The following is a 22263-nucleotide window of genomic DNA, read 5'->3' on the forward strand; positions in this document are numbered from 1 at the left end:
AGATGATAAAATTAAAGATTTCCTTTTTTCAATTCACTGACAGCAAAATCTACAGCCCTTGCTGTAAAAGCCATATAGGTAAGCGACGGATTTACACAGGAAGATGAGGTCATGAAGGCTCCATCTGTTACAAATACATTTTTTGCATCCCAGACTTGGTTAAATTGATTTAATACCGAAGTTTTCGGATCTTTACCCATCCGCGCTGTTCCCATTTCGTGAATTCCCTGCCCCATGCTAAACCCATTGTCGTAGCTTTTTACATCTTTTACGCCAATAGACTCTAACATTTCCATCATCTCATTGCTCGCATCAACTCGTATTTTCCGCTCATTCTCCCTGATCTCGGCATCAATTGCCAACACGGGTAGCCCCCACTTATCCTTTATAGCGGAATCCAATACAACTTTATTTTCATGGTATGGCAGTATTTCACCAAATGATGTGAAACCTATTCCCCAGCTTCCTGGCTCAGCAATCGCGTCTTTCCAGGCTCCGCCCACAGCCATATTATCGACCTTCCCTGACCATTGGCCCCTCGAGGCTCCGCCCTGATAGCCAAAACCGCGAATATAATCTCTCTTCTTTGTATCTCCGGCAATATTAGCAAAACGAGGTACATACAATCCATTAGCTCGTCGTCCAAAAATGTACTTATCCTCATAGCCTTCGACTCTACCCCCGGCGCCACTATTTAGCATGTGGTCCATCAGATTATGTCCTAGTTCACCGCTGCTGCTTCCTAATCCACCTTCCCACACATCAGTAGCCGAATTCATCAATATCCAAGTGGAATTTAAAGTCGATGCACATACAAAGACAATTTTGGCAAAATACGTATAGGTTTGATTCGTCTCCGCATCAACGATTTCTACCCCTTTAGCTTTCTGGGTATCTTTATCATAAATAATGCTCTTTACAATTGAAAACGGTCGCAAGGTTAGTTTTCCGGTCTTGATGGCAGCTGGTAATGTAGAAGACTGTGTGCTGAAATAAGCGCCGAAATTGCAACCGAGCCAACATTTATTCTGGTATTGACAGTTAACGCGACCATGATGGGGCACCGTAATGTTGGCTACCCGACCGATTATAAAGTGCCGTTTGCCCTGGTAACGTCTTTTCAGGCGTTCTGCAAGATCCTTTTCCACAATATTCATATCCATCGGTGGCATAAAATCGCCATCAGGCAGTACTGCAATACCGTCTTTGTTACCCGAAATACCGGCAAATTTTTCAACATAACTGTACCAGGGTGCTATGTCTTTATAACGTACAGGCCAATCAACACCATGGCCGTCCTTGCTATTAGCCTCAAAGTCAATATCTGAAAGTCGATAGCTCTGTCTTCCCCACATCAGCGAGCGCCCACCAACATGATATCCTCTAAACCAATTAAAGGGCTTGACTTCCTTATAGGGGCTTTCTGTCTCATTGGTCCAAAAGTCAATATTTCCTTCGTTCATCCATTGATTTTTAATCCCAAAAGGTAAATAGTGCTGCGCAAGATCCAGTGGCACCTTACCCCGATGCGGAAAATCCCAGGGATCTTTGTTTGGTGATGGATAGTCTTTGATATGCTCAATATTGCGTCCCCTTTCTAACATGATGGTCTTAAGACCACGCTCTGTTAGTTCCTTAGCTGCCCAGCCACCCGTGATTCCAGACCCGATGACAATAGCATCATAAACATTATTTGCCATGTAATTTTTAATTGGTTTATTTGGTTATTACTCCTTCGGATACATTTCCAAATCGAAACTGCTCCGCAACCCAAAGCTACTCACGGACCCGACAGTGAAACGCTATTGACAAGACTATTCAATTTCTTCTCAAAGAGATAGAAAGTATCTTCTAAAACAAGTTTAAGGTTTTTTTTTGATTTAATTGCAACCGGTTGCAATTTTTTGTAATATTGTATTAAACAAGCTGGTAGCTTGGATAACCAGATTATAATATTATAAACTATAGACCAAATCAACGCATTAAACTAGTCTTAAATTGATCTATTTAGTGTTTTCCATGGTCTCTTCAAAACGTAACAATATGACAACAATTAAAGGTCCTGCCATCTTTCTTGCACAATTTATCGGGGATGAAGCTCCATTTAACTCCTTGGACTCTATCTGCCAGTGGGCTGCTGCACTTGGCTATAAGGGTATACAACTTCCAACCTTGGATGCCCGTTTTATCGATCTAGAAAAGGCAGCACTCGATAAAAGCTATGCACTTGATCTAAAAGCTAAAGTTCAGTCTTTTGGATTGGAAATCACCGAGCTTTCAACTCATCTACAAGGGCAATTAGTAGCTGTAAATCCAAGTTTCGATGATCTATTTGATGCTTTTGCGCCACAGCATTTACATGGTAATCCTCAAGCACGACAACAGTGGGCGATCCAGCAATTAAAATATGCCGTACAAGCTTCCCACAATCTCGGGCTTAAAGCACTGGCCACCTTTAGTGGAGCCTTTCTATGGCCATTTATATACCCTTGGCCGCAAAGACCTGCTAATCTGATTGAAACCGGATTTGCCGAACTTGCAAAATTATGGTTACCTATTCTTGATGAATGTGAAGTGTACGATGTCGACCTCTGTTATGAATTACATCCTGGCGAGGATCTCCATGACGGTGTCACTTTCGATCTATTTTTAGCGAATGTAAATTACCACAAACGGGCAAACATTCTCTATGATCCCTCCCACTTTGTCCTTCAATGTCTTGACTACCTTCAGTTCATCGATATCTATCACGAGCGAATTAAAATGTTTCATGTCAAAGATGCTGAGTTTACTCCTTCTGGCCGCCAGGGCGTCTATGGTGGCTTTCAGAGCTGGCAATCAAGAGCTGGCCGATTCAGATCAATTGGCGACGGACAGGTTGATTTTAAATCTATATTTACCAAACTCACACAATATGACTTTCAAGGCTGGGCAGTACTGGAATGGGAATGTGCGTTCAAAAATTCCGAGGACGGTGCACGGGAAGGCGCTTTGCATATAAAAGATTATATTATTCGTGTTACCGATAAAGCATTCGATAATTTTGCTGCTGTCGAAACAAATGACAGTCTTAATCGCAAACTATTGGGTCTGTAAACAATGATACCGTCATTATAAATTTAACTTTATGAGCAATATGAAACTAAAAATGGGAATGATTGGCGGGGGGAAAAATGCCTTCATAGGTGCGGTGCATCGCATGGCCGCGGGAATCGATGGCCACATTGAATTATGCTGCGGCGCATTGAGTTCTGACCCTGTTGTTGCAAAAGAATCCGGTGAACTTCTGGGACTTCCAAAAGAAAGGGTTTATGCGAGTTACCGGGAAATGATTGTGCGGGAAAGTGAACTTTCTCCAGATGACCGCATGAATTTCGTCAGCATTGTCACACCTAATTTCGCTCATTTTGAACCTGCAATGATGGCTCTGGAATATGGTTTTCATGTTGTGCTGGAAAAACCTATGACTTTTACGCTGGAACAGGCGCTGCTGCTACAGAAAAAGGTAGAAGAAACGGGATTGATGCTCTGCGTTACTTATACCTACTCCGCATATCCAATGGTAAAGCAGGCCCGTCAGCTTGTTAGAGACGGCCAATTAGGTACTATTAGAAAAATTATGGTTGAGTATCCTCAAGGCTGGCTGAGTAAAATGATCGAAAATGGACTTTCACTAGCCTTTTGGCGGACAGATCCCGAAAAGAGTGGTAAAAGTGGTTGCATGGGTGACATAGGATCACACGCAGCACATTTGGCAGAATATATTTCAGGCTTGAAAATCACTAAAATGTGTGCCGATCTTCAAACCTTCGTAGCGGGAAGAAAACTTGAAGATGACGGTAATGTATTACTTGGCTTTGAAAATGGTGCTACCGGCGTACTATCGGCCTCTCAGGTCGCTGCGGGAGAAGAGAATGCGCTAAAAATTAGATTATATGGTGAACATGGGGGATTGGAATGGAACCAACAGGATGCTAACACACTCTTATTTAAACAGCTCGATGCGCCAACGCAAATATTTCGGGCAGGTCAACAATATCTTTCTTCAAGTGCAAAACACAATATTCGTTTGCCTGCCGGTCACCCCGAAGGCTATATTGAGGCTTTTGCAAATATCTATAGAAATTTTGCGGTCTCTCTTTTGGCCACCATGCAAGGCATAGAGCCAACGGAAGAACATAAGGACTTTCCAACTGTTACTGATGGCGTTCGTGGCATGAAATTTCTAGAAACGGTAATTGCTTCAGGAAAATCAGAACAAAAATGGACCGATTTTTTAACTTAAATACCAATTGATAGTGAATAACCGATGTGGTTTGTCTGCTCGAATACAAACCACATCGGTCCTATTGCTAGTTCTTCTTGATGGATGACGGTATTTGATTTAAATAACTTTCATAGTTTGAATAGGGTTCCTTGGTCCTTCCGTTTGGTTTTAGATAAAGAAATCCAGCTTTATTGTCTAAAATTACATTGAAATGGTTGAGAATCTGATTGCCAAACAAGCTCGATCTTCCGTTAGGTTTGGCCGGATCAGCCGCATTCGTCACAATATCTTTAAACTCTACATCAGCAATCGTAGCGTCTAAACGAATGATCTTTCGATTATTGATCACTGTCAGTGGCGTTAATTCACTCCAAATATTACCTTTTCCTGTAAAATCTTCCCCTAGAAGCATGGTTCCATCACGTCCGGTATCAAAAAGAAACCAAAAATCATATTGCCGATTATTATGCCTAATAACAGCTTGAAACTTCGGCCGATTTTGCTCATAAAATACAGGAAGCTTTTTATACACACTTGTTTTCAACGGCAGATCGCGGTGAAGGACAAATTCCATTTTATCGTAATCTATCTCAATAATATGATTGCGAAAAAAACTATTGCCTATAATGACGTCTTCATGGGATTTCATATTGCCAACCTCTGTTAACGAAACACCTTTCCAGTCAATCGAGCCGATCTTCAACTGATTTTCCAAACTTGTGCGTTCGCTATTCACCCCCTCTGTATTTGAAACCGTAGTAAACGAAGAAAATGATAAATCTAGCCGTTCTGAGCTATTCCTGTTCACAACACCAGTTCCAGCGCCTAAATCAAACTGTATACTTACCTCTTTTTTGTTAATTGACCCATTCAAGAAAATTCGGGAACCAATGAGCCTAAATGGTATTCGAATAGGATATTGAAGCGTGCTATCCATTGAAGGTAGATCTGGCGGCAGCTGAGCACTTATACGAACATAACAGGTATCTCTATTATTCAATAGAACAACAAAATCATAAGATTTGCCCGGTTCAGTGGCGAGGGTCAATTCTTCCTGATTTGTTTTGAAAACAACTGTGCTCTTCTTCGACGGAATATTGACGAAATAGGTATCTGGTTTTGTTAGGGGATCTAATTTCCAGTCAACGCGACAATGGGCGCCATCTTTAATAACTACTTTCTCAGATGAGGCTTTAATGAGCGGGATTTTAACTTGGGAGAAGCTGTTCCACGCGGCTGAAAAAATAAAAATAATAACAAGAGTTAGGCGGGCTATATTGCCCTGGATTTTTTGATAGTTTAATGCTTTCATAATTTTGCTTTTTTGTCAAAATCAAAGAAAACAAATCGCAAAAGAAGAAGGCTAGTCTATCACCTGACAATGTCCCGACAGGTACCCGACAATTGCTTTAAGAAGCCTACAGAATACTAAAATCCGGCAAAATACGTTTATTTACATCTTTATTTAATGCGATGGCATTGCGTAGTATAACAATCACATTCGCAAGAATCCAAAATAGTGGAATCAATAATTTCACATTACTTTCAACACCCAACCAATCATTGAGGATAAATACCGCAAGCAACAATATAACAGCAATTAATGTGGATAAAATCTGAATAGAAATAAGCTGACGAATCTTGTGAGAATTCTGTTTTTTTAATAGCATAATCGCAATTGGAACCAAAACATTTAATGGTGGCAGGATAGAAAACGGCAAAGAGGAAAGGTTGATGATTTTAACCCACAGCAGGTTTTCCGATTCCACGCCAGTGCCAGGAGAAGAAAGCTCCGACTCATCAACGTCTAAAGCCTGGGCCAAAGCACGAAGGGTATAACCTTTGGGTGCCTGCCCTGCTTCAATCCGTTGAATCGTTCTAACAGAAATGCCCGATCTTTGTGCGACATCTTCCTGAGTCAGGTGATGCTTCTCCCGTAATAACTGCAATTTGCTCATCATAATAGTTTGATCCTCTGACCAAATTTACAGAATTAAAGATAAATAATTGTGTAAATTCAATTTCTACGATTTATCAGCTTGATGCCCATGATCTTCGTCTATTGTAATTGTCTGTTCCTCCTGTGTCAGCGGAGCTGGAGGAATTTCAGATACGTTTCTTTCAATCTCCTGGGTTTCGACATGAACAGCATATTGCGAAGGTTCAATCGGAATACCCATGACTGTAGCATATTCCCTGGTGTAAATTGCGCCAAAATATAAAATTGCAGCTGTATAATAGACCCAGAGCAGGATCAATACAAATGAACCTGCGGCACCATAGGTATCTTGTGTCGCTGAATGCTCCAGATAAACTCCAATTAAATACCGCCCCAATACAAATAAAATTGAGGTGAATAAAGCCCCGGCCCGTACCGTCCGCCAATGTATATTGACATCCGGAAGCACTTTAAATATGACACTAAATAACAAAAATATAATCCCAAAGGATAAGGTAAAGTTAATCCCATTCATCAACATCACTGTCATGTCCGGAAAATAGCGCTGTAGCTGATCTGTCGCCGCTAAAATTACACCATTGACTATGAGCGTAACGACCAACAAAAACCCTAAACCAATAACCAATGAGGAAGACAACAGTCTGTCCTGAATTAATTTTAGCCAACCTTTCTTCGGTTTTGCACGTACATGCCAAATCTTATTAATAGAATTTTGGATGTCTCCAAAGACTGTCGTCGCTCCTAAAATCAACGTAATCGAACTGATAAGCAAGGCCAGATTTGATTTTCCCGAAAGCTGTAAATTCTGAATAACTTCCTGGATCTGCTTTGCAGCACTATTTCCCACAAAACCGCGCAGTTCCATAAACACCTTTCCCTCAATAGCGTCTTCTCCATAAAAAATTCCCGCCAGCGCAATCATTAAAACCAATATAGGACCAATCGAGAAAACAGTATAATAGGATAATGATGCGCTGTACTTCATCGAATCCTCATTTAAAAATCCTGAGACAGTGCTCTTCAAAATTCGCCAATATGTTTTTAACTTGTTTCTACTTTTTGTTCTTATATCCATATTCCTGTGCTTTGTTATACACAAGAACAAACCGTTTATAAGGGAAGAAAGTTTGTTTTTAGGGTGTTTTAATGTGAATAGTCCTCAATTGTTCCTTGGAGAACCAAATGGTCATGTCCTGCCACTTTCAGACTGAGATTAATGTCTGAAGCGACAGCCTTCAATAACAGAATAGTTGATATCTTCACTTCATCGGGCCAATCCGCCAACCGGAGTGCCACATTGGACAGCTCCACAGTCTTATTGTATTTTGGCTGAATTTTATCCATATCCTTCGAAGTTGATAAAATACTGAATTCATTATCCCGCTTTTGAAACCATTGATAGAACAGTTTATTTGGAAGGAAGTTGGAAAGGTAGTGATCACCACGCATAGCTATTCTAACATCGGGAACTTTCGTTTCATAGGGAGTCTTCTCTTCCACCGTTTCGAAATTCTCATCAACAGCATAATTAATGATAGTATCGGTTTGAACAACTTTATTTTTCAAAATCTCTATGTCTACATAATTTCCATCCAAATGTGACACCAGAGAATCAGCAGCGATAGGAAATTCCCGAAGCACTTGTTTTAACTTATTTTTCAGTTGGATATTCGGGATATTGGTCCAGCCTTTCCCAATGTAATTTGTGGATACAAGTTCGCGAACAAGATACTCCTTTGGAAAGTTCCAGTCTTTTGAGAAAAATTCACCCGTAACATCGACGCGATCTCCTTTCAATTCAAATTCGATAAAATTAGCAGTCGAAACATTACTGTAACGCAATGATTTACGTGTCAGCGTACTTGGGTGACTGATAAATTGTTCTATGGTCACCCAATTGTCTTTTGACTGAATGAGCTGAATCATCTCATCCTTCTTTCTATCAAGATCAAAGCCCAAGCTTATCAACAAGTCGTCTCCTTTCCAGGCAAATGCGATTTTATTCTTTTGATGATAGGCATAACTCACACCTGGAGCAATATTTGTCTCCATAGTATCAACCTGTATTGCCTCCTTTAAAAACGTTAAAAATTGTTGCCTATCTTTCAGCTGGAAAAAAGCATAAAAGTTTTTTGGATGGTCTTCCAAAGCAAAAAGGAATACATTCGCTTTGATATCAATCCCGTTGTCTCTGAGTTTACTTAATTTTTTACCAAAATCCTGTCTTTCTTTCTGTGCCGTCTGCCATTTATCAAAAAATTGGTTCAACAGAATATCGTCCAATGATACGGTCAATAAAGACTTGCTTTTTTTATGGACCAATGATTTGTAAGACTGCTGCTGTCGAACTATATACCATCCCCAAGCAACTACTGCCGAAAATATAATGACACTTATCGTCCAAATTATTATTTTTTTTATCATCCTCAGTTACCTCAATTGAATATTCAAATTTTGAACATCCATCTGGTGAAAATCCTTTATAATTTCTTTTTAAATCAATAATATCAAAAGTATCAAATGCAAGTCCATCTTTTCATCCCTGAATTCAGGGAATTGAGGGATTTAATTAAGCTTCCCGGATCAATCCATATTCTATGGCTGATTTTACTGCTGCAGTCACACTCTTGGTCTGAAATTTTTCCATTAGATTTTTCCGGTGGCTTTCCACTGTATGCGAACTGATAAACAGGGAATCTGCAATTTGATTTGTCGTCATTCCCTGGGCCACAAAAGAAAGAACTTCTTTTTCCCGGCGCGTTAATTTTGGCACCTGTTTCAGGCCCATTTCCGCTTTCTTATTTAGGATAGCCTGAGTTTTCGCACAGATATATCGTTTTCCGACAAGAACAGTGGATATTGCGGCCAGTATTTCATCACCATTTGCATTTTTCTGCAAATAGGCATTGGCTCCCTCATTCAAAATACTATTGATCACCGCAAATTCATTGTGAACGCTAAATGCAATGATTTTCAAATCCGTATTCGTTTCTTTCAAGCCTTTAACTAAGTCTATTCCGTTGGCATCAGGAAGATTAATATCCAACAACAATACCGAGGGTGCATCTGCCGCAATATTGTTGAATAACTCACTTGCACTGGAATACATTCCCACAACTTCAAAATCTTCGTGGGTATTTATAATATTTTTCAATCCTTCAAGCAGCAAAGGATGATCGTCTGTAATTGCTATTTTAATCATTTTCAAAAATTTAAATCATTGGCAGTTCCAATTCTATTGTTGTGCCCGCTCCGTTTTCCGAGATAATCTTCATTTCTCCTTGTAGAAATGAAAGTCTTGATCTCACATTGTGCATTCCAGCAGAATGCTGTAAATCGATACTTTCCATATCAAAACCCTTGCCATCATCTTCAATAGTGATATGTAAACGATCTTTATGTGCAGAAAGTTGTATTAAAATAGTTGAAGCATCGGCATGCTTTAAGGCATTGTTGACCAATTCTTGGATAATTCTATATAAAGAAATCTCCTGTTCAGTGTTTAAACTCGATTCGAATTGCAAAAATTCACATTCAACTTGACATTTAGACTGACTCATTCGACTCGCATAATCCCTTAAAGCCTCTTTCAATCCATATTTTACGATTAAATCAGGCATAAGATTATGAGCGAGCCGACGAAGTTCATCGACAGCACCGTCCAACAAATCAATACTTTTATCGATTCCTTCCTTTACGGATTCTTGTTCAAAGTTAGTTTTACTGATAGACGATAAGCCTAATTTGGTGCTAGACAATAAACCACCCAGGCCGTCATGTAAATCCCGTGCAAGGCGGGTACGCTCTTTCTCCTCTCCTGCGAGCATCGCAGTTAGATTTTTGATTGCATGTTGCTGATTATTCTTTTCTATTTCAAGTTCATGCAAATGTTCCTTTTGCTTCAATGCCTTTGAACGCTGCCAATAGGCATAAAAGAGTAACATGATCACGATCAAACAGCTGATAAATAGCCAGATATAGATCGAATTCATCCGTGATTTAAAAGCAATTTGTTTTTTGGAGACATCAAGCTCTTGTAAGCGCTGTTCATTTTCCAGTCGGCTTAATTGCAAATCCTGTTCCTTTTTATCGCGTTCGAGCTGTAATACTTTAAGTTGCTGGGTTCGATTCAGTTCATTTAACTTCAGATTCTCAACCAACTGATGCTGCCTGTCATTCAATGCTTTCATCAACTTGATCTGCTGTTCCTTTTTCTCTCCTTCCAGTCGAAGCCGCATTAATTTTTGGTTCTGCAGTTCACGCTCATACTTTAGCTCCAGCTGCTTCGTCTTATCCAGTTTGTCCGAATTAAATGCCTTTTCAAAGACGTCTATATAGCTTTTTTGATAGTTGAAAGCTTCTTCATATTTTCCTTCTTCCACACTTACTTCGGCCAACCTGCTAAACAAACTTAATCCTACTTGGTAGTCATAATGAGGCTCCTGTTGAAGATTATACAGTGCTTGCTGTAAATATTTTTTACCCTCTTCGCGATGCCCCAATTTAAAAGATTCATCAGCCAGGACGCCATAAGCGGGTATCGTAATCGCATATTGGCCTGTTTCCGCGGCGATATCTAAAGCCTGCTTTGCATATGATATCGCTTTTTTACTGCCATTATCAGGATAAAACTCATGATACAGATTCGCTAGGTTAACAGAAACATACGCTAGATCAGTGGGATTAACCATATTCTTCTCACGATCTTTAACCAAATTATATGCGTCAAGATAATGCTGCTCAGCTTTCCTCAACAAATTGCGGTCTGTATTATTTGATCTATACTCCTCTTCAAATAAGTAACCTGCTTGCATATAGGCGTCAAATAAACTATTGATATTTTTCCCCTCTTTAGCTGTTTCCAACAAAAGTGATGTATACTTCTCCTGAAAATCATAATTACGCTGATTCGCATAGATAGCTGTAAGCTCCTTATAAACCGCCAATTTTCGGGCAATATTTGCTTCAGTCTGTGGCGCCTTTTCCAAAAATGAAATTGCTTTATGGAACTGGGAAACAGCCTCATCTTCCTTATTCTGGCGTGTCATAACCCATCCATCACAATAATGAACATAGCCCTTGATGCCATTATCGTTAACTATTGGGAGTACAGATTTAGCGTGTTCTAAATAGTAGCGTGATTTTTCAAATGCATGATCGTTAAAGCTATTCATGGCAGCTATGCAATTCAAATAGGCATAATATTGTTTGTCGGGGTAATTTCTGGCCAGCTGAATATTATCATTCAGCAATTGACTCGCCAGCGCCTTCTCATTACTAAAATATAAAGCCTGAGCATATTTTCCGGTCAACAAAAAACGCTCCCTGCTCCCCAAAGGAAGACTGTAGTACGATTTTTTTAACTCCAGCAGTTGTTCTTGGGCAAAAACAGTACAACAGACGCATAAAAAGATAAAAAATATCAGTACCGATCTCCAAAAATTTCGAATATGCCCCATAAAAAAAATAATTGCTCAAGCTATGTGAATAAGCCAAACTTAGATAAATTTACCTGTATACGCAATTAATTATCCCAAATAGAAGTTAAAGAGACGCTGTTATTATCTTAATTAACTGCACCTTGCCGAGCAAAAAATTGTACCTTTATAACAATGAAGTACATATATCTTTTTCTTGCCATAGCTGCTGAGATCCTAGCAACCACTTTCCTCAAAAAGTCCGAAGGTTTTACCCTTATAAAACCGACTATGATCTGTATCGCCGGTTATATCATCGCCTTTTATTTTTTAAGTATTACCCTGAAATACTTACCCGTTGGTATATCCTACGCAATTTGGTCCGGTGTTGGTATTGTAGCGATTACATTAATTGGGATGTTCTTATTTAAACAAATTCCCGATACAGCGGCCATTATTGGAATGACACTCATTGTCGCCGGCGTGATTATTATCAATCTATTTTCAAAAATGGGCGCACATTAGCTGATCTAAGATCTAAATTTGTATTTTTGTAACTTACATAAATTAAAGGATACGTGTCGTTAGAGAAACTAAAACTTAGCAAAAGATTGACTGCTACGATGACTGAACTCGGTTATCTGGCTCCAAAGGAAATTCAAAGTAGATGCATTTCCAGAATTCTTGGTGGACAGGATGTAATTGCCATAGCTCCCGAAGGTGCTGGTAAAACCACTACTTATGTCTTATCGACCTTGATGAAGCTGAAATTCACTACAGATGAAGCTCCAAAGTTTTTGATCTTGGCGCCTAATGAAGAACGTATCGACGAGATTGTTGAGAGATTCTACCAGTTAAGCAAAAACAAAGGTCTTCGCATCATTGGATTGCGGGCTTCGGGCAGCATGGAGGAAGAAATCGAAGAACTGGTTGATGGAAAAGACATCGTCGTAGCTACTCCGAATCGTGCAAGAGCTATTTATCTTAAATTGGCCTTGAATCTCAACCGCATTCAGACATTAATTATCGATGATGCTGAAGAGATTATCAAACAAGGAATGCAAAATACAGTAAGGGAATTGGCCGAAAGCTGCGGAAAAGTACAACATTTGGTATTCAGTACTGTTGAACACCAAAAACTTTATGACATGATCGACAATTTCATGAATGAAAATTGTGCCTCAGTCGAAATAGATGAGCTTGAAAACGACACCGTCGACACCCTAGATCTATTATTATATCATGTTCCTAATTTCACAACAAAGATCAATTTATTAAATCTTCTGTTGCAGGATAAAGAAGTATTTCAAAAAGTAGTTGTCTTTGTAAACTCGAAGCTTACTGCCCAAAAGTTGGCCAGCAGTTTGTTCAGTAGCAATAAAGAAGAAATCGCTATCCTCAATCCATTGTTCTACGATGATTTTGGCTATGAGACCATGGAAGATTTCAAGGAAAACAGTCAATCTCGCGTGTTGATTATTGCACGGGAAAATACAAACGATGTTGACCTTTCCGCTGTTCCATTCATTTTTCAATTTGAGTTACCGAATGAAAAGGAGGAATTCTTAAATCATCTTGTTAAAAATGACCAAAATGAAGAATCGGTCGTATTGACTTTCACAACAGATCTGGAATTACCTATGGTCAAAAAAATTGAACAGGCCGTTGGTAAAAGAATGGATGTTTTGGAATTGCCGGAGGATCTTGCGGTTTATAATCCCATCACCGATAAGAAGAAAAAGTCGAGCAAGGAGGAAGATAAAGAAGATCTTTCCCGTGGTGGCGCCTTTCACCAAAAAAAAGAAAGCAATGCCAAGACTTTTAATTATGGGGGTGGCGAAAAGGCAAAGATGACGATGAAAATGAAAAAGAAATAAAAAAGGGAAGTTTTCAACTTCCCTTTTTTATTTTTTGCTGAAAGATGAATACTGCTCCAATAAGTCTGTTGCACCATGCGAATCCCCAGACAGTTTATTTTAAAACCTTCTTCAACAATTTTATATAAGCATTTGCAATCCGCTCCATGCCCTGATCATTTGGATGAGCATAGTCCACAGTTGAATTCAGGTCCAAATTAAGCTCTTGACTCGACAACAGGAAAAGCTGGCGAACACCTTTCGATTGTAATTTTTCAAACGTTGCCTTCAACACACGGCTACTTTGCTGATACTCTGCATTTTTATCCTCATTGAAAACTTCGGCTATATTGCCCGAACTATGCTGAGTCAAAATAATAGGCGTTGCAGGATGTTCTTTTCTTAAAAATGTCACCGAATTGACCAACAAAGAATCCAATTGCTTTTCTGTTAACGACTTTGAAATAGCCAGATTGGGAATACAATCGAGAATATAGCAGGCGGCATCCTCTTGGTTCATCATATTTAAAATGGGTTGTTCGAGTCGACCATTTCCAGAGAAACATAAATTGATCACCTCGTGATTAAATGCTCGCCCTACCTGGCTGGTCCAAGCCAAACCAGGACGACTCGTACAGGCACCCTGTCCGATCGACGTTCCATAAACGACAATTGGTTTTGCAGCAGTAGTATGAGTATATGTTAATTTTTCACTGTTGGGAACGCCTATCTTCAACCATTTAACGCTATTGTATAAAGGAAGATATAGACGGTAGTTCAACTTTTCATTGCGCCCAATATTTTTCCATCTATATGAAATGGTGTCCGAAAAATCATAATTCCCATAAGCCCACTTCCATTCTTTCTTTGCAGTGTCATAAGCATAAAGATCCACGCCACTGACACCGGTTGTCGGCATATGGGCCATATTTAAACCTCCTGCCACTTGATATTGAACGGTTATTTCGGGAGAAGCGGTTTGAAAGTCTATATAGAATCCAGCACTGTTTTTCCCCAGTTCCCATACGGGTTTGCGTACTTGGCTTTCCAATTCATCGGGAAGCCGGTTAAACCCAGAAAGCTTCTGATTCTCCAGTCTACCTTCCACATGTTTATCTTCAAGTGGAGAAAACCAACGATAATTTTCCTGCGCTTTGATGACAGAAAAAGACAACAGCAAGAAAGCTGTCAACGCAACTTTTGAAAACATACAATAATTTAGCTTTATTTGGGTGTAATTGATTATAAAAAAGGAGCCTATTGGCTCCTTTCTATTGCGATTTATTTATTATACTATAAAATAGCTTGTCTAACGCGTACCAGTTTTTCCATCAAGCCTTCAAGCAAATCCAAATGTAACATGTTGGCGCCATCGGACTTTGCATTTGCCGGATCAGGATGTGTTTCGATAAACAGACCATCAGCGCCCACGGCGATTGCAGCTTTTGCAATTGTTTCAATCAGCGCAGGCTTCCCTCCTGTTACGCCAGAAGTCTGATTCGGTTGTTGTAAGGAATGGGTACAGTCCATGACAGTAGGTACATTAAAGGAACGCATTTCGGGAATCCCTCTATAATCAACAATAAGATCCTGATAACCAAACGTATTGCCACGATCAGTTAAAAAAACTTTCTCATTACCAGATTCAATAATTTTATCTACCGCAAACTTCATGGAACCAGCACTCAAAAACTGCCCCTTCTTTACGTTTACTACCTTGTTTGTCTTTGCTGCCGCAACCAATAAATCCGTTTGGCGACACAAAAATGCAGGAATCTGAAGAACGTCAACATAAGCCGCTGCCATCTCTGCCTCATGGCTCTCATGGATATCCGTAACAGTCGGTACGCCAAAAGTCTTCCCTACTTTTTCCAAAATCTTCAAGGCCTTTTCATCACCTATCCCCATAAAAGAATCTAGGCGAGATCTATTTGCTTTACGATAAGATCCCTTAAAAATGTAAGGAATATTAAGTTTATCTGTAATAGTAACAATCTTTTCAGCAATACGCAAAGCGATTTCTTCTCCTTCAATTGCACATGGCCCCGCCATTAAAAAGAAATTCTGCGATGTCCCATTCTTGATTTCGGGAATGTATTTATTAATCATATAAATTTAAAAAATTAATTGCCGAGTTCTGATAAAAACTTGATGCGCATCAATTGGAGATCTTCATAGCTATAATCGTCCCCACCTAATTCTTTAAGTGCATCATTGATTGAATCAGTCTCCGCTGTCTTAAAATAGTCGTATACCTCATCCTGACGATCCTCATCGATGACCTCATCAATAAAGTAATTGATATTGATTTTGGTCCCAGCATTAACGATCGTCTCAATTTCTTTCAATATTTCTTCATAGGTGATCCCTTTAGCTGAAGCAATATCATCCAACGCGATTTTACGATCGATATTTTGAATAATAGATACCTTTAATGCGGATTTGTTGGCTGTACTCTTAATAACAAGGTCTACTGGTCTATCAATTTCATTTTCTTCCACATAGTCCTTAATCAACGCAATAAATGGTGCGCCAAATTTGATTGCTTTACCATTTCCAACGCCTTGAATCTGTTTCAATTCGTCAATGGTGACGGGATAATGGGTACACATCTCTTCCAACGAAGGATCCTGAAAGATGACAAACGGAGGCAGCGACTTGCTTCTTGCAATTTTCTTACGCAGATCTTTGAGCATACCCAACAATACGGTATCCAAAGCACCCGTGCCATGCCCCGTATCTTCCGAATTCGCGTTATCTCCACCTTCAATCGGCCGATTCAAAACAAATTTCAGCTGATAAGGATTAGCTAAATAATGTCTGCCAATATCTGTTAATTTAAGAAGGCCATAATGATCAATATCTTTTTCAATAAAGTTATCCAGAACCGCTTGTCTGAATAGCGATTTCCAGTAGATAACGCCTTTCTCCTTACCTGTTCCGAAAAGACGGTGTTCATCATGTTTATAGGAAGATACCGGTTGGTTATTTTGTCCCATCATGACGTTAATCACGTGATGATCATCAAATTTCTCGCCCTGCTCCTGAATAAAGCCAAGTACATTTTTTAAGGACTCTTCTGCCTCAAAATATTCTTTCTCCGAGCGGCAGTTATCGCACATGTTACTACAGCCCTGTTCGTCAAAATTTTCTCCAAAATAGTGGAGGATCTGTTTACGACGACATACTGCAGACTCGGAATAATCTATAACTTCTTTTAAAATCTGTGTACCAATCTCGCGTTCAGCCACAGGTTTATCTTTCATAAATTTTGTCAGCTTTTCAACATCTTTTTCCGAGTAAAAAGCCAAACAATAACCGTCTCCGCCATCACGGCCAGCACGCCCTGTTTCCTGATAGTATCCTTCCATGGACTTAGGAATATCATGGTGAATGACATAACGAACATCAGGTTTGTCTATTCCCATTCCGAACGCGATGGTCGCCACAATAACTTCGACGTCTTCCATTAAAAATTTGTCCTGCGTATCAGCTCTCGTTTTCGCATCTAGACCAGCATGATAAGGTAAAGCTTTGATGCCGTTTAGATTCAGCACTTCGCTGATTTCTTCTACTTTCTTACGACTTAAGCAATAAACTATACCGGTCTTACCTGATTTGGTTTTGATAAAACGAACAATCTCTTTAACAACGTCCTTTTTTGGACGTACCTCGTAATACAAATTGCTCCGATTAAATGATGATTTAAATAAAACAGCATCATTCATCTGTAAATTTTTACGGATATCCGACTGAACTTTGGGAGTAGCAGTCGCCGTGAGAGCGATAATAGGAATATTGGCACCAATTTCGTTAATCACCTGACGTATTTTACGATATTCTGGTCTGAAATCGTGCCCCCATTCGGAGATACAATGCGCTTCGTCAACCGCTACAAAAGACACGGTAATCTGATGTAAGAATTCCAGGTTATCTTGCTTGGCAAGTGATTCTGGAGCTACATACAGCAACTTGGTTTTCCCAGCGACTACATCATCCTTAACCTTTGTAATTTCGCTCTTATTCAATGAAGAATTTAAAAAATGAGCGATACTATCTTCGCCGCCGAATGCACGAAGCTGATCTACCTGGTTTTTCATTAAAGCAATCAGCGGAGAAATAACAATTGCAGTTCCCTCACTCATGAGAGCAGGAAGCTGATAGCAAATTGATTTTCCTCCTCCGGTTGGCATAATTACAAAGGTATCTCTTCTTTGAAGAATACTAGTTATAATTGCCTCTTGATCCCCTTTAAAAGTATCAAAACCAAAAAAATCTTGTAAATTGTCGAAAAGTGATTTTTCTATTTCCATTGCGCCTTGGGCAAAAATAAGATAGATAAATGAAGAAATAATCTTGAAAAATAATCTATTTTTGCAATCTATTCTAATACATAAAAGTAAGAGTATTTTTTGTGAAAAACAACTACGAAATAAAAAATATAGCTATTCAGGCTATTCAAGAAGAAGCTAAGGCAGTAGCTGCTTTAGCCCAATATATTGACGATGATTTTGTTACCGTTGTCGATCGTATTTTAAATTTGCAAGGTAGGGTGATCGTAACTGGAATTGGCAAAAGCGCCATTATTGCACAAAAGATAGTTGCAACGCTAAATTCGACCGGTACACCATCGATCTTCATGCACGCAGCCGATGCTATTCATGGAGATTTAGGCATTATCCAGCAAAATGATTTAATTATTGCTATCTCCAAAAGTGGCAACACACCTGAGATTAAAATCCTTGTCCCTTTCTTAAAGCAAACAAAGAATGTATTGGTGGCTTTGGTCGGAAACACCGAATCCTATCTAGCCAAAAATGCGGATTATATCTTGAATACCACGGTTGAGAAAGAAGCTTGTCCCAACAATCTCGCTCCCACCTCGAGCACAACCGCTCAATTAGCGATGGGCGATGCTTTGGCCGTTGTATTACAAGAATGTCGTGATTTTACAGACCAAGATTTTGCAAAATATCATCCTGGTGGAGCGTTAGGAAAAAAATTATATTTGCGGGTCGGCGATTTATCCGATCAGAACGGCAAACCTAGTGTCCAACCACAAGCCACAGTAAGTGATATCATCATCACCATAACACAGTTTAGACTGGGAGCTGTCGCCGTGTTGGATGGTGACCACATACTTGGCATCATCACCGACGGTGATATCCGTCGTATGCTAGAGAAGCACACTGATTTAACAGCGATCACGGCGGCTGATATTATGGGCAGATCACCCAAAATTATCGACAAGCATGAGCTCGCAGCAAATGCATTGCATATCATGCGAGAAAATAATATTACACAGCTATTAGTATCCGACAAAGGGCATTATGATGGTATAATCCACATACAAGATCTGCTAAAAGAAGGTATAATATAACTGTAATAAAGTTGTTAGATGTAAAATAAATTGGTAATAAATATTACATTTGGCATATCAGTTGTACTGTTTTAATCGTAAAGTAATATATTAGAAGCATGAAAAAGTATATAGCAATCTTAGCAGTAATCATTTCCTTTATCGGTTTTTCATCTATGCAGGCCGGACAAGGAGAGTTTAAATTTGAAAAAGAGACACATGATTTTGGCAAAATTCCTGCCGGTACACCCGTTTCGTATAATTTTAAGTTTTCAAATACCGGCAGTGAGCCGATTATCATTTCAAACGTTGTGCCTACCTGTGGCTGCTCTGTAGCAGAATTCACAAAGACGCCAATTAAACCAGGAGAAAGCGGCACAATTAAAGTGACTTATAATGCGGCAGCGAAAGCCCCTTTCACGAAAAGCTTCACCGTCCAATCAAACACCAAGACTCCGGTAAAAACACTCTATATTAAGGGTATTGTAGAATAAACAATTGTGTAAATAAAACGAAAAAAGCCACATGATCATGTGGCTTTTTTCGTTTTATTTTGGTTAGCTTTGCACTACTAATTTTAAAAAAACTATAATGCCAGTAATATCAGAAAAAGGGCTGAATATGCCTGCGTCACCTATTAGGAAGTTGACGCCATATGCTGATCAAGCAAAAAAAGAAGGTAAAAAGATATACCACCTCAATATCGGACAACCTGACATACAAACACCTGAAATTATGCTTAATGCTTTGAAAAATATACAGTTCAAAGTATGGGCTTATACGCCATCTGAAGGTACAGCCTCTTATCGGAACAAATTAGCGGAATATTATAACAAACTAAATTATAATATTGAGCCAACAGATATATTAGTAACGAATGGCGGTTCGGAAGCGATTACAATCGCCATGCAAGCCTGTTTAAATGAAGGGGAAGAGATCATCATCCCTGAACCATTTTATGCGAATTACAACGGCTTTGCCTGCTCTTCAGATGTTGTTATCAAGCCAATCATGTCCTATATTGAAAGTGGATTTGCATTGCCTTCTATCGCTGAATTTGAAAAAGTAATCACTCCCAAAACAAAAGCGATATGTATCTGTAATCCAAATAACCCTACCGGTTACCTCTATTCCAGAGCAGAACTAGAAGCACTTCGTGAACTTTGCTTAAAATATGATCTTTACCTTTTCTCGGATGAAGCTTATCGCGAATTCTGCTATGACGGTAGAGAATTTATTTCCCCAATGCATTTAGAAGGACTTGAAAATAATGTCGTTATTTTTGATACGGTATCTAAACGTTACTCGGCTTGCGGTGCGCGTATTGGATGTATCATTACCAAAAATAAAGAGCTGTATCAGACTGCACTTAAATTTGCACAAGCGCGCTTAAGCCCTTCGTTGGAAGGTCAAATTGCGGGTGAAGCTGCTGTTGATACACCAGACAGTTATTTTGAAGCGGTATCCAAAGAATATACAGCAAGAAGAGATACCCTCGTAAAAGGACTTAACGCCATTGAAGGAGTTTACTCTCCTAACCCGGGTGGTGCTTTTTACGTCGTAGCTAAATTACCGATTGACAATGCCGACAAATTCTGCCAATGGATGCTGGAAGAATTTTCTTATAACAATGAAACGGTCATGATGGCTCCAGCTACTGGCTTTTATAGCACGGAGGGCGCCGGAATAAATGAAGTACGCCTGGCCTATGTATTGAATCAGGATGATCTTAAAAACGCCTTAGTTTGCTTGGAAAAAGCACTCCAAGTGTATCCGGGACGTACAAATTAATAACAAGACTAAAGCACTTACGGAAGGCGGTACATACATGTTCCGCCTTTTTCTTTTTTCATAATTCCTTCCCATAAACTCCTATTCTATTTGCTATTTTAAAAAAAACAAAACAAACTTTTGAAGCATCTTGTTCTTATTGTAGTAACCAAAGAGATTTCATATGGATAAATTGAAGAAATTCCAATTGATGGAAAAAATAGCAAGAGAATTAGAAGATGTCAGAAATAGTCAACAAGCTGTTTTGGAAAAAATAGGCAAAATCGAAGTTGATAACATTGAACTCGGCGATAAGAATATTGAAAAAACAATTCCTGATATCTATCAACGTACAGCAGATAATTCAGATGCTATCAAAGCTCTTCTGGAATCTTTTCAAGAGCAGACGGCAGAATTCGGAGAGAAAAACAATGTTGGAAAATTATTGGAACAACAGCAGATCAATAGCGTAAAATAGCTAGAAAAAAGAAGGCCGATTACATAATCGGCCTTCTTTTTTTGTTTTAAGATAGGGCTTTTGCAGCCTTAGCTTTTAAATACTCTTCTTCAACAAAGTGAAGCTGTTGTTCAGGTGTCAGGTTTGAATTGTCCAAAACAATCGCATCTTCAGCTTGTCGCAATGGACTTTCCGCACGCGTACTGTCGATACGGTCACGTGTAGCTAGATTTTCGACGACTTCTTCTAAAGTCACGTCCTCTCCTTTTTCCGTCAGCTCCAGATAACGCCTCGCAGCACGTACTTTGGGATCTGCCGTCATAAAAATCTTCAGATCAGCATCTGGAAACACAGTAGTACCGATATCGCGGCCATCCATAATAATATTCCGTCTGCTGCCCAATTTTTGCTGCTGGGCAACCATCGCAAGCCGAACTGCTCTGATTGCGCTCACATCACTGACCTTATCCGAAATATACATTTGACGGATCTCTTCCGAGATATCCTCATCATTGAGATGGATCTCCGTTTTTATTGCGTTTGGGATAAAATCAATATGGATATCTTTCAGTGCATTTTCGATTGCTTCTTGATCATCCAGCGCTATTTCATGTCGGATAAAATAGAGTGTGACTGCCCGATACATAGCTCCGCTATCAATAAAAGCAAACTTCAGCTTTTTTGCCAAAGCTTTTGCCAGTGTACTCTTACCGCAGGAAGAAAAACCATCTATGGCGATAATAAAATTGTGATGTCCACTCATTATTCGTTTCCTCCTATGACTACACCTGGACGATTGACCAAAGGAACCTTAGTCAGGTTACCATCTACAATGCTTTCGGGTAAAAAGATATATTTTTTATCGTAAATAATATTATCAATATAAAAACTCAACCAATATTCATTTGTCAGCCCGAATACTTGTTCATCGATCGCTTCAACGCGATCAAAAGATTTAGCTTCTATATTTCCTATAAAATGACGCAAAGTCGTTGTTGTTACTTGTCGACCATCCTTTTCGCCATAACCTTTTGAGCTTATCAGCACATTCTGAATGGCAATATTCTTGTCGTTGATAACATAGACAGTCCAATTTTTCATCTCCACGGTCTCACCTTCCAAAACAACGGCGATCATAATGTCCTTGACAATATTTTCAGGCAAATCTGCTTTCATG

20 protein-coding genes are annotated in these 22263 nt (G+C 39.3%); 8 read left to right on the top strand and 12 right to left on the bottom strand.

Annotated elements, in window-relative coordinates; all coding sequences use genetic code 11:
- Positions 1-11 precede the first annotated feature (11 nt).
- On the bottom strand, positions 12-1700 hold the full coding sequence (locus tag B3C94_RS22675; RefSeq protein ID WP_293908070.1) for a GMC oxidoreductase: 1689 nt from the start codon (positions 1698-1700) through the stop codon (positions 12-14).
- Between the two features lie 343 nt (positions 1701-2043).
- Here B3C94_RS22675 and B3C94_RS22680 point away from each other — a divergent pair, with 343 nt between their 5' ends.
- Positions 2044-3096, top strand: a complete 1053-nt coding sequence (locus tag B3C94_RS22680; RefSeq protein WP_293908072.1) for a sugar phosphate isomerase/epimerase family protein — start codon at positions 2044-2046, stop codon at positions 3094-3096.
- A 31-nt stretch (positions 3097-3127) separates the two neighbouring features.
- Entirely contained in the window at positions 3128-4285 is a 1158-nt protein-coding gene (locus B3C94_RS22685; RefSeq protein ID WP_293908074.1) for a Gfo/Idh/MocA family protein, read from the top strand.
- A gap of 67 nt (positions 4286-4352) precedes the next feature.
- Here the strand turns inward: B3C94_RS22685 and B3C94_RS22690 are convergent, their stop codons facing one another.
- The 6 genes from B3C94_RS22690 to B3C94_RS22715 all read right to left on the bottom strand — a co-directional run bounded on the left by B3C94_RS22690 (position 4353) and on the right by B3C94_RS22715 (position 11686).
- Positions 4353-5579 carry a retroviral-like aspartic protease family protein gene (locus B3C94_RS22690; protein ID WP_293908076.1) on the bottom strand — a complete coding sequence of 409 codons (1227 nt, stop codon included), beginning with the start codon at positions 5577-5579 and terminating at the stop codon, positions 4353-4355.
- A gap of 106 nt (positions 5580-5685) precedes the next feature.
- Complete coding sequence (locus B3C94_RS22695; protein ID WP_293908078.1) at positions 5686-6228, bottom strand: helix-turn-helix domain-containing protein; 543 nt, start codon at positions 6226-6228, stop codon at positions 5686-5688.
- A 63-nt stretch (positions 6229-6291) separates the two neighbouring features.
- Positions 6292-7302 carry a YihY/virulence factor BrkB family protein gene (locus B3C94_RS22700; RefSeq protein ID WP_293908080.1) on the bottom strand — a complete coding sequence of 337 codons (1011 nt, stop codon included), beginning with the start codon at positions 7300-7302 and terminating at the stop codon, positions 6292-6294.
- A 68-nt stretch (positions 7303-7370) separates the two neighbouring features.
- Positions 7371-8651, bottom strand: coding sequence for a hypothetical protein (locus B3C94_RS22705; RefSeq protein WP_293908082.1), 1281 nt, complete (start codon positions 8649-8651; stop codon positions 7371-7373).
- Between the two features lie 145 nt (positions 8652-8796).
- The gene (locus B3C94_RS22710; RefSeq protein ID WP_293908084.1) at positions 8797-9429 is read right to left on the bottom strand and encodes a response regulator; all 633 of its coding nucleotides are present in this window, start codon (positions 9427-9429) and stop codon (positions 8797-8799) included.
- 10 nt (positions 9430-9439) lie between these two features.
- On the bottom strand, positions 9440-11686 hold the full coding sequence (locus B3C94_RS22715) for a sensor histidine kinase (RefSeq protein ID WP_293908086.1): 2247 nt from the start codon (positions 11684-11686) through the stop codon (positions 9440-9442).
- Between the two features lie 153 nt (positions 11687-11839).
- Here B3C94_RS22715 and B3C94_RS22720 point away from each other — a divergent pair, with 153 nt between their 5' ends.
- Both B3C94_RS22720 and B3C94_RS22725 read left to right on the top strand, forming a co-directional pair.
- On the top strand, positions 11840-12169 hold the full coding sequence (locus B3C94_RS22720) for a DMT family transporter (protein WP_293908088.1): 330 nt from the start codon (positions 11840-11842) through the stop codon (positions 12167-12169).
- A gap of 53 nt (positions 12170-12222) precedes the next feature.
- Positions 12223-13521, top strand: a complete 1299-nt coding sequence (locus B3C94_RS22725) for a DEAD/DEAH box helicase (protein ID WP_293908090.1) — start codon at positions 12223-12225, stop codon at positions 13519-13521.
- Positions 13522-13615: 94 nt separating this feature from the next.
- Here B3C94_RS22725 and B3C94_RS22730 read toward each other — a convergent pair whose 3' ends face one another.
- The 3 genes from B3C94_RS22730 to recQ form a co-directional block, all read right to left on the bottom strand.
- Positions 13616-14710 carry an SGNH/GDSL hydrolase family protein gene (locus tag B3C94_RS22730; RefSeq protein ID WP_293908092.1) on the bottom strand — a complete coding sequence of 365 codons (1095 nt, stop codon included), beginning with the start codon at positions 14708-14710 and terminating at the stop codon, positions 13616-13618.
- Positions 14711-14793: 83 nt separating this feature from the next.
- Complete coding sequence (gene kdsA / locus B3C94_RS22735) at positions 14794-15609, bottom strand: 3-deoxy-8-phosphooctulonate synthase (RefSeq protein WP_293908094.1); 816 nt, start codon at positions 15607-15609, stop codon at positions 14794-14796.
- A 14-nt stretch (positions 15610-15623) separates the two neighbouring features.
- The gene (gene recQ, locus B3C94_RS22740; RefSeq protein ID WP_293908096.1) at positions 15624-17813 is read right to left on the bottom strand and encodes a DNA helicase RecQ; all 2190 of its coding nucleotides are present in this window, start codon (positions 17811-17813) and stop codon (positions 15624-15626) included.
- A 101-nt stretch (positions 17814-17914) separates the two neighbouring features.
- Here recQ and B3C94_RS22745 point away from each other — a divergent pair, with 101 nt between their 5' ends.
- The 4 genes from B3C94_RS22745 (at position 17915) to B3C94_RS22760 (ending at position 21107) form a co-directional block, all read left to right on the top strand.
- Positions 17915-18880 (top strand): KpsF/GutQ family sugar-phosphate isomerase, encoded by a 966-nt coding sequence (locus tag B3C94_RS22745; protein ID WP_293908098.1) that lies wholly within the window; start codon positions 17915-17917, stop codon positions 18878-18880.
- A 98-nt stretch (positions 18881-18978) separates the two neighbouring features.
- Positions 18979-19353, top strand: a complete 375-nt coding sequence (locus B3C94_RS22750; protein WP_293908100.1) for a DUF1573 domain-containing protein — start codon at positions 18979-18981, stop codon at positions 19351-19353.
- Positions 19354-19450: 97 nt separating this feature from the next.
- Positions 19451-20650 (top strand): pyridoxal phosphate-dependent aminotransferase, encoded by a 1200-nt coding sequence (locus B3C94_RS22755; protein ID WP_293908102.1) that lies wholly within the window; start codon positions 19451-19453, stop codon positions 20648-20650.
- A gap of 163 nt (positions 20651-20813) precedes the next feature.
- Positions 20814-21107 carry a hypothetical protein gene (locus B3C94_RS22760; protein ID WP_075992843.1) on the top strand — a complete coding sequence of 98 codons (294 nt, stop codon included), beginning with the start codon at positions 20814-20816 and terminating at the stop codon, positions 21105-21107.
- A gap of 46 nt (positions 21108-21153) precedes the next feature.
- On the opposite strand, the gene cmk is transcribed toward B3C94_RS22760, so the two are convergent.
- Together cmk and B3C94_RS22770 are read right to left on the bottom strand one after the other, a co-directional pair.
- Complete coding sequence (gene cmk, locus B3C94_RS22765; protein WP_293908106.1) at positions 21154-21849, bottom strand: (d)CMP kinase; 696 nt, start codon at positions 21847-21849, stop codon at positions 21154-21156.
- Entirely contained in the window at positions 21849-22262 is a 414-nt protein-coding gene (locus B3C94_RS22770) for a hypothetical protein (RefSeq protein ID WP_293908108.1), read from the bottom strand. The genes cmk and B3C94_RS22770 overlap by 1 nt, the downstream gene beginning before the upstream one ends.
- Position 22263 lies beyond the last annotated feature (1 nt).

The sequence above is a fragment of the Sphingobacterium sp. UBA5670 genome (assembly GCF_002420705.1).
In the GTDB taxonomy this organism is placed as follows: Bacteria; Bacteroidota; Bacteroidia; order Sphingobacteriales; family Sphingobacteriaceae; genus Sphingobacterium.